A 14101-nucleotide genomic window follows, 5' to 3' on the forward strand; every position below is an offset into this window, starting at 1 on the left:
AAAGAAAAGAAATAACCCAGGGCCTGTGAACACGCATTTGGTGGGCTGCGACGAGCTATTGGGGTTCAGGGCTAGGCGGGACGACCGCCGTGTACTCTCTGTACACAAGGGAGGAGCAACGACGTCCTGAACCCCAATAGCTCGTCCCATCTAAGGATATTTATTCATTGAATGGGTTGCGCCTCCCAAGTCTGACGTAAAACATGGGCCTGCCGCTGCGTTACAAAGCTTGCCCCCGTAGGGGGGCTGCGCTTTGCGCCTTGCCGCAGGCGATTGCAGGCGCAACGCAGCCCATCAAATGCGTGTTCACAGGCCCTAGTTAGCCCCGGGTCAGCGCCACCAGCGAAGACAGCGAGCGCACCGGCGCCGAACACGTCATGCCGCGACACACATACGCTGCCGTTTCGGGCAGAGCTTTCTTATCTGCGATTGCGGGCGGCAGATTCGAGGCGTCCGCTGCAATAGCGAACACCAAGCGTCTGGGCGCATAGACCTTCGCGAGCTCATCGCGCCAGCTCTCGGCCTCGGTGCGGTCGCCGCGCACAATGACGATCTCGGGCGGTTCCAGATGTTCCTCGAGCGCGACCAGCAGGGCAGTGTGGGCGTGCGGATAGTGCTGCAAGGCGGGCCAGGCGGCGCGTAACGTTTTCGCAGCTGCATCGAGATAGCGCGTCTCGCCCAGCAAAAGACCCAGCCGGGTGAGTGCCTGTGCGGCAATGGCATTGCCTGCAGGCACAGCTTCATCACTGAACGAGCGCGAGCGGTGCATCAGCTGCTCGTGGTCGTCGGCCGTGAAATAGAAGCCACCGGACTCGCGATCCTCGAAATGCGTCAGCAGCGCTTCGGCCAGCGCAGTTGCGAAGGTCAGGTCCTCGCTGCGCCAGCGCGTTTGCAGCAGCTCCAAAACGCCGTCAAGCAGGAACGCGTAGTCGTCGAGATAAGCGGCGAAGCGAGCGCGACCATCCTTGTACGTCGCGAGCAAACGGCCGTCGCGCCAGCATTGCTGACGAATGAAATCGACAGCTCGCGCGGCGGCATCGGCCAGATCGGATCGACGCAACGCGCGGGCCGCGACAGCGAGGCCGCCGATCGCGAGACCGTTCCATGACGTGAGCACTTTCTCATCGCGCCCCGGCCAGACTCGGTGATTGCGCACGTCCAGCAGGGCGCGACGCGCACGCTGCAGGCGCTGAGTGACTGCGGCGGGCTCGATGCCCAACTCGGCGCCGATGTCCTCTTCGGCACGAAACACGTGCAGATGCCAGTCCTGGCCTTCGAAGTTCGCGGCGCGGTCGAGTCCGAAGTGTCGCGCGAAGACGGCATAGTCATCGGCATCGAGCAGGCGCGACACTTCCTCTGGCTGCCATACGTAAAACTTACCTTCGTGACCTTCGGAGTCGGCGTCGAGCGCCGACCAGTAACCGCCTTCGGGCGACTGCATGTCACGAATAATCCAGTCGGCCGTCTCGCTTGCGATACGACTGAACAGGGGCTCGCCTGTCGCCAGCGCGGCGTGCGCATAAACGCGCAGCAGCTGGCCGTTGTCGTACAGCATTTTTTCGAAGTGCGGGATCATCCAATACGCATCGACGCTGTAGCGGGCGAAGCCGCCGCCCAATTGATCGTAGATGCCGCCATCGGCCATGCGCTTGAGCGTCAGCGTGGCCATATAAAGCGAATGCAGATCGGGCTCTTCGGCGCCCGCCGTGGCACGCCACTGGCGTAACAGGAACTCGATGTTGGTTGGATGCGGAAATTTCGGCGCGCCGCCAAAGCCGCCAAATTCCGGATCGAATGCACCCGCAAGCTGCTCACGTGCAGCGTGTGCCGGCGCCAGTGTCAGAGGCGTGTCGCCCGACGCGGGCGGGGTGTGCAGCTGATCGAACGCTTGTTGTAGAGCGCTGCTTTGTTGGGCGATGTCGCCGCCGCGCTCGCGATAGAATGCGGCCACTCGTTGCAACAAATCGGTGAAGGCGGGCAGGCCGTGGCGCGCTTCCTTGGGGAAGTAAGTGCCGCCGAAGAAGGGGCGCTGATCCATGGGAGATAGAAACATCGTCAGCGGCCAGCCGCCGCCGCGCTGGGTCAGCATCTGCTGCGCGATCTGGTAGATGCGGTCGAGGTCGGGCCGCTCCTCGCGATCCACCTTGATGTTCACGAACAGCTCGTTCATCACCGCGGCGCTGGCCGGATCCTCGAAGGACTCGTGCGCCATGACGTGGCACCAATGGCAGGCGGAGTAACCGATCGACAGCAGGATCGGCTTGTTCTCGCGCCTGGCCAGCTCGAGCGCCTCGGCGCCCCAGGGGTGCCAGTCCACGGGATTGGCGGCGTGTTGCAGCAGGTAGGGGCTCGTCTCGTGTGCGAGACGGTTGCGATGTGATGATTCGTGCATAGAATGCGCCCACTTTAAATGAACACCGTCACCAACACACCGATCACTACGCCCGCCGAGCTGCCCGAGTTGCGCTTGAAGCGGGGTGAGGACCGTCGTCTAGCCGCTGGCCACCTGTGGGTGTTTTCCAACGAGGTGGACACCGCGCGCACGCCGCTGACGGCTTTTCAGCCGGGCGCGCTGTGCCGGGTCGTCTCCGATCGCGACAAATTCATGGGCTACGCCTATGTGAATCCGCACTCGCTGATCAGCGCGCGAATCCTGGGGCGCAGCGCCCAGCATGCGCCGGACAAGTCGTTGCTCGTGCATCGCCTGCAGGTGGCGCAGTCGTTGCGCCGTTCGCTCTACGACAAACCGTTTTATCGACTGGTGTACGGCGAATCCGATGCGTTGCCGGGCCTGGTGCTGGATAGATTCGGCGACGTGGTCGTCGGGCAGATCGCGACGGCGGGCATGGAGGCATTGCGTCCGCAGATCGAAGCGGCGGTGAAAAAGGTCATCAATCCTGCAGCGCTGGTGTGGAAGAACGATGCCGGCGTGCGCGATCTCGAAGGCCTGCCGCACTATGTCGAAACCGTGTTCGGCGAGGCGCCTGAGTCCGTGGTCGTCGAGGAGGGCGGGGTCGGCTTCCAGGTGCCGCTCAGCGGCGGCCAGAAAACCGGCTGGTTCTTCGATCAGGCGGCGAATCGGCTGGCCTTGCGCAAATACGTCGGTGGCGCGCGCGTACTCGATGTTTTCAGCTATCTGGGCGCCTGGGGATTGGGCGCACTCAAGGCGGGCGCGACCGAGGTCACCTGCGTGGATTCGTCGGCCTCGGCCCTGGATCAGTTGCAGGCGAGTGCCGCCGCCAACGGCCTGAAGCCATCGGCGATCAAGGGCGACGCGTTCGACGTGATGGAGCGGCTCCATGGCGAGGGCCGCCGGTTCGACGTGGTGGTGATCGATCCGCCGGCGTTCATCAAGCGCAAGAAAGATGTGCCCAAGGGTGAGGCCGCGTACAAGCGGCTCAATCAGCTCGCCATGCAGTTGCTGGACAAAGACGGCATCCTGGTGTCGTGCTCCTGCTCCTATCATCTGGAGCCGGACCACCTGGTGGGCGCGATTCAGCGGGGAGCGCGTCATCTCGGTCGCTTTGCCCAGCTGGTGGAAGTCGGTGGCCAGGCCCCCGATCATCCGATCCATCCGGCCATTCCGGAGACGCGCTACCTGAAGGCGTATTTCTGCCGGGTCGTGACCGACTAACAAGCTGTCGGGCGGGCCGAGTCAGGGCATTGGTATACTCGCACCGATCATGATTCCCTACCCCGCGATCGACCCGATCATCTTCTCGGTGGGCCCGCTGGCCGTGCGCTGGTACGGGCTCATGTATGTCATTGGCTTTGCGGCCGCGTGGTGGCTGGCCCGACGCCGGGCGGCGCGCGCCGACTCGACCTGGCAACCGGCCGATGTCGACGATTTGATCTTTTTCGCCGCCATCGGCGTGATTCTCGGCGGCCGGCTGGGTTGGATCCTGTTCTACGGCGGCGAACAGGTGGTGGCGGATCCGCTTACCATCATCCGCATCTGGGAAGGCGGCATGTCGTTCCATGGCGGCTTGATCGGCGTGATCCTGGCGGTGGTGGTGTTTGCCCGCCAGCGTCAGCGCCGCTTTGCAGACGTGCTCGACTTCCTCGCGCCCCTGCCCGGCATCGGCATCTTCGCCGGCCGCATCGGCAACTTCATCAATGGCGAGTTATGGGGCAAGCCCACCACCGTGCCCTGGGGCTTTACCGTCGATCCCGCGCCGCTCTATCCCGTCCAGGCGGCCGAGGCCTCGCGCTTGTGCCAGCGCTTCGGCCTCGATCCCTGCGTGCTGCATGTCCATGCATCGCAGCTCTACGAAGGTCTGCTCGAAGGGCTGCTATTGTTCGTCGTGCTGTGGCTGTTCACGCGCACGCCGCGTCCGCGGCTGGCACCTTCGGGCTTGTTCCTGATCGTGTACGGCGTGTGCCGTTTCGCTGTGGAGTTCGTGCGCGTGCCCGATGAGAATCGCGGCTACCTGCTGTTCAACTGGGTCACCATGGGTCAGATCCTGTCGCTACCGATGATCGTCTTCGGCGTCATCCTGATGGCGTGGGCGTATCGCAGCCAGCAGGCGAGCGGCAACTACGGCACCAAGCAGCTCGCGACCGCGTCATGATCCAGTACCTGCAGATGCTCCGGCACGTCCGGGAGCACGGTCTGCGCAAGACCGATCGCACCGGCACCGGCACGCTGTCGGTCTTCGGCTATCAGGCGCGCTTCGACCTGAGCCAGGGGTTTCCGCTGGTCACGACCAAGAAGCTGCATCTGAAGTCCATCATTTACGAGTTGCTGTGGTTCCTGAAGGGCGACACCAACGTCAAATACCTGCACGACCACGGCGTGTCGATCTGGGATGAGTGGGCCGATGAGAACGGCGAGCTCGGCCCGATCTACGGCAAGCAGTGGCGCTCGTGGCCGGGGCCGGACGGCAAGACCATCGACCAGATCAGCCGCACTGTCGACCTGATCCGTCGCAATCCCGATTCCCGTCGCATCATCGTCAACGCCTGGAACGTGGGCGAGCTGGAGCAGATGTCGCTCACGCCCTGCCACGCCTTGTTCCAGTTCTGGGTGGGTGACGGCAAGCTGTCGTGCCAGTTGTATCAACGCAGCGCCGATGTGTTCCTCGGTGTGCCGTTCAATATCGCCTCGTATGCGTTGCTGACGCACATGTTCGCGCAGCAGTGCGATCTGGAGCCGGGCGAATTCATCTGGACCGGCGGCGACACCCATCTGTATCTGAATCATCTGGAGCAGGCCGACGAGCAGTTGCGTCGCGAGCCGTTCCCGATGCCGAAGCTCGTCATCAAGCGCAAGCCGCCGTCGATTTTCGAGTACGAGTACGAAGATTTTCAGATCGTCGAATACCAGGCTCATCCTTCAATCAAAGCGCCCATCGCTGTCTGATCAAATTAGATTAATGGCCACGAAGAACCGTCGCACCGAGTCGCGCACTCGCGTCTCAGGCAAATCCACCCGCAGCTCGCAAAAGCAAAAGAAGTCGGTGCGCAAAGCGCGTCGGCCGTTGCCGAAGAAGCAGGCGGTGTCGCTGGCGAACTCGCCCCTGGTCGAAGCCCGCAATTCGACCATCCATGGTCGGGGCGTATATGCGATCGCTCCGATCAAGAAGGGCGCGCGCATCCTCGAGTATCTCGGCGAGCGCATCTCCCATGGCGAGGCGGACTCGCGTTATGAGGAGAAGGGCGAGGACGACGGCCATACCTTCCTGTTCATCGCCAGCAATCGCACCGTGATCGATGCGGGCGTGAACGGCAATGACGCGCGCTTCATCAATCACAGCTGCAATCCCAATTGCGAGACCGTGATCGAGAACAGCCGCGTGTTCATCGACGCGATTCGCAGCATCAAGCCGGGTGAAGAGCTGGGCTACGATTATCAGCTCACCTGGGAGAGCACCGACGATCCGGCCGAGCTGGCGCTGTACGCCTGCCGTTGCGGCGCGAAGAAATGCCGCGGCACCATGCTCGACAAGGAGCCGCTCGACAAGAAAAAGGTCGATAAGAAAAAGGCCAAGAAAAAAGCCAAGCAGCGCTGAGATCGACCGATGCTCTCGATCATCGTCGCGGTGGCCGACAACGGCGTCATCGGCAGCGGGAATCAGTTGCCGTGGCGGCTGCCCGACGATCTGAAGCGCTTCAAGGCGCTCAGTCTGGGCAAGCCGATCGTGATGGGACGCAAGACGTTCGATTCGATCGGCCGGCCGCTGCCGGGGCGCTTGAACGTCGTGATCTCTCGTCAGCCGGGCTTGGAAATTCCTGGCTGCACCGTGGTGACGTCGATCGAGGAAGCCATCGCGGCGGCGCAGCCGGCTCCGGAGATCGTGATCGTCGGCGGTGCCGATATCTACCGACAAGTTCTGCCACAGGTTCAGGTCATCCATCTCACACGCGTGCATGCCAGCGTCGACGGCGATGTGGTGTTTCCCAAGCTGGAGGATCGGCAGTGGCGCGAGGTCGCGAAGGAGTATCATCCCGCCGACGAGCGCCACGCCCACGCCTTCACTTTCAGCACGCTAGAGCGAGTCGTCCCATGACCAAGCTGCGTTACGACTGTGCCACCTGTCCCGGCTATTGTTGCAGTCACTCGCGCATTGCCGTGAGCGAGCACGATATCGCGCGCCTCGCCAAACACTCCGGCTTGTCGCACGCCGAGGCCAAACGGAAGTTCACCTACAACTACAAGACCAAGGAAGTGGACGAGCAGATCCTGCGGCATCAGAAAGATCACATCTACAAGACCATCTGTCGTTTCTTCGATACGGATGAGCGTCGCTGCACGGTGTATGAAGCGCGACCCAATGTCTGTCGCAAGTATCCGTACGGCAATCGTTGCGGCTATCACGAGTTCCTGAAATTCGAGCGCGAGCATCAGGGCGACGACGAGTTCATACCTTCGGCGTGATGTGTTGATTTGAAGTGCGGTTGAACAAGTACATCAGCGAGACGGGGCTGTGCTCGCGGCGCGAGGCTGACGTTCGCATCGAGGCGGGGCGGGTCACCATCAACGGCGTGGTTGCCACGCTCGGCACTCAGGTCAAGGAAGGCGATGTGGTCTGCGTCGACGGCCAGGCGGTCAGCGGCGAGCAGAAGCACGTCTATATCGCGCTCAACAAGCCGGTCGGCGTCATCTGCACGACCGACCGCGAGATTCCCGGAAACATCACCGACTTCGTCAACTATCGCGAGCGGATCTTTCCCATCGGCCGCCTGGACAAGGAGTCCGAGGGACTGATTCTGTTGACCAATAACGGTGACATCGTCAACGAGATCCTGCGGGTCGAGAACGCCCACGAAAAGGAATATGTCGTAACCGTCGACCGGCCGGTTACTGAGATCTTTCTCAATGGCATGGCGAGCGGGGTGCGGATCCTCGGCACGGTCACGCGGCCCTGCAAGATCACACGCGTCGCGCCGGCCACGTTCCGGATCGTCCTGACCCAGGGCTTGAACCGCCAGATCCGGCGCATGTGCTCGTTCTTCGGCTACAAAGTGTTGCGGCTACAACGCGTGCGGATCATCAATTTGACATTGGATGGGATCAAAGTGGGGCAATGGCGCGAGCTGAAGGACAGCGAAGTGCGCGGTCTGCTCCCTCATAAGCCTGGATTCAACTTTTAAACGCCGCCGGTCGGCTCGCCCGCCGGTTCATCTGGACGTTTCCTCTCGGTGCACAGTATCTTGCGCGCCGTGGACCACGATTACGACGTACAAACCCGGGTCACGGGGCTCGATGAGCTGCGCGTCAGGCGGCCCGGTGAGGCGTGCCTGGTGGTCATTCATGCGCCCGTGCAGGCCGATCTGGGCCGGCGTTATGTCCTGGACAAGTCCGAGACCAGCGTCGGGCGCGGACGGGACAATGATATTGTCCTACCGAGCGACTGCGTCTCCCGCCGGCATGCCCGTCTCGAACAGCGGGGCGGCAATCTGTTCGTCGTCGACCTGGTGTCCACCAACGGCACTTTCATCAATGATGACGTTCATAGCGTCCGCGAGCGCCAGCTGGAGCGGGGCGATCGCCTGAAGATCGGCGACACCATTTTCAAATATCTGTCCGGCTCGGATATCGAGCTGCAGTATCACGAGATCATCCATCGCATGGCCGTGACCGACGGCCTGACCGATCTGGCCAATCGCAAGCGGCTGGACTCGCTGTTGGAAGAGGAGATCCCCCGCGCCCGCCGCCATGGCCGCGAGCTGTCGGTGCTCATGCTCGACATCGATCATTTCAAGAGCATCAACGATACGCACGGTCATCTCACTGGCGACTCGGTGCTGCGCGGCCTTGCCGGCATCCTGCAGCGACGGCTGCGCCCCTCCGATCGGCTGGGTCGCTACGGCGGCGAGGAGTTCTGCATCATCCTGCCCGAGACATCGCTTCACAACGCCGCCAAGATCGGCGAAGAGCTGCGTTCGCTGATCGAAGCTCACGCGTTTGTTGCCGAGGACAAGAACATCCGCGTCACGATTTCCGTCGGTGCCGGCTCGCTGCAAGAGGGCATGTCGCTCGTCGACTTATATAGAACCGCGGACGAGATGCTCTACAAGGCGAAGCGGAGTGGAAGAAACAAGGTCTGTCACTGAGGTGTCTCGTTTTTTGATGTTGCATTTTGCAACATCAAAACTCGCCGGCTCATGTATCGTGGCGCGCGTCGCTCTCGCAACTCTCGTTTACATCGCTGCATGCGGACGCGGCGGTGAGACATTTGTCAGCTCCAGTCGGCGGTGAACTTGATGCCGCGGCGCTTGGGCTCTGGCGGCTTCATCAGCTGGCGAATGGCTTTGAGCATCTCGGAGATCACCTCGTCTTGCTTGGCGAACTTGCGCGCTATGTGCCCGTCCAGTTCATTGAGCCGTCTGGCTAGCTCCTTGTTTGAGGTCAATAGATCGCGCAGGTGTACAAAAGCGCGCACGACATAGATGCTCATCTCTACTGCTCGTTCGCTGCTCAGAACGGTGGCCGCCATGATGGCGCCGTGCTCCGTAAAAGCCAGCGGTGGCTTGCGTCGGCCGCCACGGCCAGGCTTTGATGTTGCATTTTGCAACATCAAAGCGGCGTGTTCCTCGGCGCTGAGCTGAAACATGAAATCTCCGGGAAAGCGTCTGAGGTTGCGGCGTACCTGCTGGTTCAAACGCGCCGTCGTCACGCCATAAAGTGCGGCCAATTCGACGTCGAGTAGGACGCGCTGGCGGCGCAGAATGATGATCGATCGTGCGATGTGTTCGACCGGCGCTGGCGCGGCGGCCCTCGGCTTCCTCGTGCCCTGCATCTCGATTGTTCCTGTGGCTGCGGCGGATGTGTGCAGCAGCCTGTAGTCCGACGCTCGCCAGGGCGTGTCGATTAATTGTGGTTTTCGCCAGAAATCAGCTCACTTCCTGGGGAATCGATGAGGTAGAAGGTGCTGCGTTCCGCGCTGCGGCGGTGACTTCCATGGGTCACAAATGGTGACCGGAGCGTCGTCACTCCACCGTTACGGACTTCGCCAGATTCCGCGGCTGGTCGATATTCCGATCTTTGGCCAGTGCGACGTGATAGGCGAGCAGCTGCAAGGGAATGTTCAACAGCAGCGGGTCGAGCTCGGGCTCGGATTTCGGCACCTCGATGCTGCCATTGACTGCGACGGGCAAAGCATCGCCGCGGTGGGTGATGGCGTAGATCGGGCCGCTGCGGGCCCGGATTTCTTCGAGGGTGGATGCGTTTTTCGCGAACAAATCGTCCCGCGGCATGATGACCACGGTCGGTGTTTCCGGGCTGATGAGCGCGAGCGGCCCGTGCTTCAGCTCGGAGGCGGGATAGGCTTCGGCATGGATGTAGCTGATCTCTTTCAGCTTCAGCGCGCCTTCCATTGCGACGGGATAGCCGGAGGCGCGGCCGACGAAATACGCGCTCTCGTGCGCGGCCAGTTCCTTCGCCAATTTTGCGATATGCGGTTCCATCGCAAGGATCTCCTCGACCTGGGACGGCAGCGCTTCCAGCGCCTTGAGCAGTCGCGAGCCGTGGGCGGTCGACATGTCGCGAATGCGGCCGAGATGAATGGCGAGCAGCGCAAACGCGACGGCGGTGGAGGTAAAAGTCTTGGTCGAAACGACCGCGATCTCGGGGCCGGAGTGCAAATAGATACCGCGGCCGCATTCGCGCGCGATCGTGCTGCCGACGACATTGACGATACCCAGCACCCGGCCGCCTTTGCGTTTCACTTCCTGGACCGCGGCAAGCGTGTCGAACGTTTCTCCGGACTGGCTGACGGCGATGTACAGCGTGTCCTGTTCGATTACCGGATTGCGATAACGAAACTCGGAGGCGGGCTCCGCATGCGCGGGCACGCGAGCCAGTTGTTCGATCAGATGCGCGCCGAAGCAGCCGGCGATGTACGCCGAGCCGCAACCCAGAATTTTCACGCGGCGGATTTCCAGCAGCTCTCGCGCCGCCATTTCCAGGCCGCCGATATGGGTTGTCTGAAAACGCGTGTCGAGTCGTCCACTCAAGGTGCGACGAATCGATTCGGGTTGCTCGGCGATCTCCTTGCGCATGAAGTGCGAGTAACCTTCCTTGTCGAACGACTCATCGGTGAAAGGAATCGTCGAAGGTTTCTTGGCGGTGGCGCCGCCATCGAGCGTCGACGTTTCGAAGCCATCGGCACGCACGACGGCGACTTCGCCGTCATCCAGATGCACGACGCTCTGCGTGTGTCGGACGAGTGCGGCGGGATCGGAGGCAACGAACATTTCGCGTTCGCCGATGCCGAGTACGACCGGGCTGCCATTGCGTGCGACGACGATTGTTTCAGGCCGCTCGGCGTCGATGACGGCCAGTCCATAGGTGCCAGTTACGAGACGCAGCGCGCCGCGGACGCGGCCTTCGAGGTTGTCGCCGGGCATGGCCGCGATGAGATGCGCCAGGACTTCCGAATCCGTCTCCGACCGGAACGTCACTCCGCTCGCTTGCAGCTTGGAGCGCAGTTGTCCGGCATTTTCGACGATGCCGTTGTGAACGATGGCGAAACGTTCGCTGGCGTCGGTGTGTGGGTGTGCATTTCGATCGCTCGGCTCGCCATGCGTCGCCCAGCGCGTATGAGCGATGCCGGTCGTGCCTTTCAATCGTTCCGGCAGCGAGCGTTCGAGGTCACGCACTTTGCCTTTGCTCTTGAAGATCGTGAGCTTCTCGTTGCGAGCACATGCGATGCCTGCCGAGTCGTAACCGCGATATTCCAGCCGGCGCAGGCCTTCAACGAGGATGGGCGCTGCCTCGCGCTTGCCGATGTAACCGACGATGCCACACATGAGGAAACCTTCCGTTCAACCGTAAATGATCCTGCGGATCTGTCGCTCGCTGTAGTCGGGCGCGCGAAAGCGCCGTACCGTCAGTTCAGCGCTGAGCTGCAGATAGATCGCTCGGTTCGACAGGCCTTGGGCTTGCAGGGCGAGGTGGCGGCGGCGGATGAAGTCCTCAGGCATCTCGCTCATGAAAGCCAGTACTTCGTTGACCAGCCGCGCCGCTTCCTGGGGTGTCAGGCGGCTGGAGCGGGCCAGGTAGTCCACCAGCTCTCCCATGTCGTCCTGCGCTCCGTTCGAATCCGATGCGGAGGTGAAGTTTGCCGGCTCAGGGGTCATTTCCCAACAATCCTGCCCGAAATCGGGCAGGAATGCTGTGGCTTTTTGGCCGATGGGGCTATTTCTGGAACAGGACCAGGTGCTGGAGGGGCAGGGTGCGGATGGTTTTCTGGTAGCGGAACCCGGCTGCGGTGAGCTCGCGAATGATCTGGCGCTCGGTCATCTTGTGGACTGGCTTGATCATCACAGCCGGGTCCTCGGCGCGATACTCGATGAGCGCCACCCGGCCGCCCGGCTTGAGCGCCTCGCGCACTTTGGTCATCACTTCGAACGGATACTCGAGCTCGTGATACACGTCGACCATGAACAACAGGTCGATGCTGTTCGGTTCGAGATTCGGATCGCTCGGCGTGCTGAGCACCGTTGTGACGTTCTTCATGCCATCGCGTTTGGCACGGTCAGCTATCAGTCTCAGCATGCGAGGCTCGACATCGATTGCGAGCACATTGCCTCGCTCGCCCACGAGCGGAGCAATTCGAAAGCTGTAATAACCGGAGCCGGCTCCGAGGTCGGCGATGGTCTGGCCGGGTTTGATTTCCAGCGCATCGACGGTCAGCTGCGGACGCTCTTCGCGCTCTCGCTCCGCTCGTTCGAGCCAGGGCACGCCGCCAGGGCCCATGACATGCGCGATCTCGCGGCCGAGATAGAATTTGCCGATGCCGTCGGGATCGTGCTCGGCGCGCGTTTCGTACTGCGCAGGAGCGGCGGCGCAAGCGAGGCTGCCGCTGAATAGCAGCAGGGCGGCGAGCAGCGAACGTATCAAGTGTCGTTGCGGCTCAGATAGAAATAGATATAGCTGGTGACAAACAGCACGCAGACGCTGCACGTGAAGACGATGCCCCAGCCCGCGGCGATGATGGCGAACACGTCGACCGAGTCGGCGGCGCTGGCGGCCTGCGCGGTGGCGGAAAGAGAGCCGAAACCCGCTGTGATGGCGAACGTGGTGACGCAACTGAACATCCATTTCATCAGATAGCCCGGCAGATAGATTCGCATACTGCGGTTGTGGCGGTAAGCGGCCGCGCGCGTCATGTGATCGCCGCGACTGGCATCCTTGAACAGCCAGAACGGCCACAAATAGCGAAACAGCACCAGTGACAACGGCATGTCGTCGTAATGCGAGGCGACAGCTGCACCAGAAGAGCGCGAGGTCATCGTGAATTACCCGGGCGTCAGGTGTGGGAGCGCGCGATGGCTGCTCTTGTCCACGGTATCGAGGGATAGATGTCCCGAGACCATGGATGGTTCCCATCCAGGGGTGCGAGCTTTGAAATTCCAGCATGGTGCGGCACTACGCGCTGCCCCGAAACGGCGCGGTCTGCAGGAGCGGGCAGCGACCGCTAGTGCGGTCGATCCGATGCTGGAGTCCAGCGCACGTTCAGCAAGCCCGAGCGATTGAAACGGTAGCGCTGCTCCAGCCAGCCGAGACCGAACAGCGTCAATGCATCGCTGTAATAGCTTTGATTGTTTTGTAACGAGCCGTCGGCGGCGCGCTGGCGATGCGTTTGTAATGCAGCAGTCATCCTGGCGTTGGCCAGCATGGGCAACAGTGCCGCCGAAAAACCGGGTGGACCATCGCCGCGCATCTCGAGCGTTTGAGTGTCGATGACTTCGACCGGAGCGGCGCGCTTGGCGGCGCTCTCCAGAATGGGTTTCAGTGCATTCAGGATCGGATCACGCGCAGGATCGGAAGCCGGCAGCATGCCGGCCCAAAGATAAACACGGATCGCATCGTAACTGCCCGCGGCCCGACTGCGACGATCGGGGATGAATCCGTTGTGTGTGTGTTCGATCCAGTCGGCCGCGAATCCGTTGGGCGCCGAGCCGAGAATGATCTGCTCGGAAGAGTGAATGATTTCGTCCCAGAGCGGGTCTTGGGTTTGCCTCGCCAGGCCCCGGAGCACAGACAGCGGTAGATGGCTTGCATTCAGGCGCCCGCTGTCGCCGGTAACAAAGCCATGCGGCCCGGGCAGTAGCGCCGTTCCGAGCCCAGGCACAGTCTCCACCTCCTGCTGCAGAATGTTTTCAGCGATCATCGCGCCGAGGTTGGAGTAGCGTTGTTCATTCCACAGGCGCGCTGCTTCGCCGAGCGTGTAGGCAATCCACAGATCGGCATCGGTCGCGGAACTGCTGTCGAGCACGCGCCATGCACCGTCGTCGGCGCGGCCCCATTTGCAGGCCGGCAGTATTCTTTCCAGCTGGCTGCCGCAGAGGTTGTTGTGGGTCCAGCGCAGGATGCGGTCGAAGGCCTCGCGATCGTTGCTGACCAGCGCGAAGAACAATGCGTACGACTGGCCTGCCGAGGTGGTGATCTGGGCCTCGGTGCTGGCGTCGACGATCCGGCCGTCGTGACTCAGGTACAGCAGCTTGAAGCGTTGCCAGGCCGGCCAGGCCTCGCACTTCACTCCCGCGCCCAGGGCGCTGTCAGCAAGTAACGCTGACGTGCTCAGCATGAGCACCCCCTGGAGCGGCAAGGATCGGTACGTAAGGCTTGCCGAAGGGCGAAAAACCGGTCTGT

At 62.0% G+C, this 14101-nt stretch carries 15 protein-coding genes; 8 read left to right on the forward strand and 7 right to left on the reverse strand.

The window, feature by feature from the left end; all coding sequences use genetic code 11:
• Window positions 1–319: 319 nt before the first annotated feature.
• Window positions 320–2392 (reverse strand): thioredoxin domain-containing protein, encoded by a 2073-nt coding sequence (locus tag D0550_RS29220; RefSeq protein ID WP_116812728.1) that lies wholly within the window; start codon window positions 2390–2392, stop codon window positions 320–322.
• An 18-nt stretch (window positions 2393–2410) separates the two neighbouring features.
• On the opposite strand from D0550_RS29220, the gene D0550_RS29225 reads away from it, so the two are divergent.
• The 8 genes from D0550_RS29225 to D0550_RS29260 are packed head-to-tail and all read left to right on the forward strand — an operon-like array spanning window position 2411 to window position 8556.
• Window positions 2411–3634 carry a class I SAM-dependent rRNA methyltransferase gene (locus D0550_RS29225; RefSeq protein WP_116812729.1) on the forward strand — a complete coding sequence of 408 codons (1224 nt, stop codon included), beginning with the start codon at window positions 2411–2413 and terminating at the stop codon, window positions 3632–3634.
• 49 nt (window positions 3635–3683) lie between these two features.
• Entirely contained in the window at window positions 3684–4571 is an 888-nt protein-coding gene (gene lgt, locus D0550_RS29230; protein WP_116812730.1) for a prolipoprotein diacylglyceryl transferase, read from the forward strand.
• Window positions 4568–5362 (forward strand): thymidylate synthase, encoded by a 795-nt coding sequence (thyA, locus tag D0550_RS29235; RefSeq protein ID WP_116812731.1) that lies wholly within the window; start codon window positions 4568–4570, stop codon window positions 5360–5362. The genes lgt and thyA overlap by 4 nt, the downstream gene beginning before the upstream one ends.
• A gap of 13 nt (window positions 5363–5375) precedes the next feature.
• The gene (locus D0550_RS29240; RefSeq protein WP_116812732.1) at window positions 5376–6011 is read left to right on the forward strand and encodes an SET domain-containing protein; all 636 of its coding nucleotides are present in this window, start codon (window positions 5376–5378) and stop codon (window positions 6009–6011) included.
• Window positions 6012–6020: 9 nt separating this feature from the next.
• Window positions 6021–6509: a type 3 dihydrofolate reductase gene (gene folA / locus D0550_RS29245; protein ID WP_116812733.1), complete on the forward strand. Its 489-nt coding sequence runs from the start codon at window positions 6021–6023 to the stop codon at window positions 6507–6509.
• A complete protein-coding gene (locus D0550_RS29250) occupies window positions 6506–6877 on the forward strand; it encodes a YkgJ family cysteine cluster protein (RefSeq protein ID WP_116812734.1) in 372 nt (123 codons plus the stop codon). The genes folA and D0550_RS29250 overlap by 4 nt, the downstream gene beginning before the upstream one ends.
• A 14-nt stretch (window positions 6878–6891) precedes the next feature.
• Window positions 6892–7593: a 23S rRNA pseudouridine(2604) synthase RluF gene (rluF, locus tag D0550_RS29255; RefSeq protein WP_116812735.1), complete on the forward strand. Its 702-nt coding sequence runs from the start codon at window positions 6892–6894 to the stop codon at window positions 7591–7593.
• Window positions 7594–7641: 48 nt separating this feature from the next.
• Entirely contained in the window at window positions 7642–8556 is a 915-nt protein-coding gene (locus D0550_RS29260) for a GGDEF domain-containing protein (RefSeq protein WP_116812736.1), read from the forward strand.
• Between the two features lie 125 nt (window positions 8557–8681).
• On the opposite strand, the gene D0550_RS29265 is transcribed toward D0550_RS29260, so the two are convergent.
• From D0550_RS29265 to bcsZ, 6 genes are all read right to left on the reverse strand, one after another.
• On the reverse strand, window positions 8682–9242 hold the full coding sequence (locus tag D0550_RS29265) for an ORF6N domain-containing protein (protein WP_116812737.1): 561 nt from the start codon (window positions 9240–9242) through the stop codon (window positions 8682–8684).
• A gap of 190 nt (window positions 9243–9432) precedes the next feature.
• On the reverse strand, window positions 9433–11253 hold the full coding sequence (glmS, locus tag D0550_RS29270; protein ID WP_116812738.1) for a glutamine--fructose-6-phosphate transaminase (isomerizing): 1821 nt from the start codon (window positions 11251–11253) through the stop codon (window positions 9433–9435).
• A gap of 15 nt (window positions 11254–11268) precedes the next feature.
• Complete coding sequence (locus D0550_RS29275) at window positions 11269–11583, reverse strand: hypothetical protein (RefSeq protein WP_206606606.1); 315 nt, start codon at window positions 11581–11583, stop codon at window positions 11269–11271.
• Between the two features lie 58 nt (window positions 11584–11641).
• Window positions 11642–12346 (reverse strand): class I SAM-dependent methyltransferase, encoded by a 705-nt coding sequence (locus D0550_RS29280; protein ID WP_206606607.1) that lies wholly within the window; start codon window positions 12344–12346, stop codon window positions 11642–11644.
• Complete coding sequence (locus D0550_RS35715) at window positions 12343–12738, reverse strand: hypothetical protein (RefSeq protein WP_206606608.1); 396 nt, start codon at window positions 12736–12738, stop codon at window positions 12343–12345. The genes D0550_RS29280 and D0550_RS35715 overlap by 4 nt, the downstream gene beginning before the upstream one ends.
• Window positions 12739–12923: 185 nt before the next feature.
• Complete coding sequence (gene bcsZ, locus D0550_RS29285; protein WP_116812740.1) at window positions 12924–14036, reverse strand: cellulose synthase complex periplasmic endoglucanase BcsZ; 1113 nt, start codon at window positions 14034–14036, stop codon at window positions 12924–12926.
• Between the last annotated feature and the right edge of the window lie 65 nt (window positions 14037–14101).

The sequence above is a fragment of the Steroidobacter cummioxidans genome (assembly GCF_003104955.1).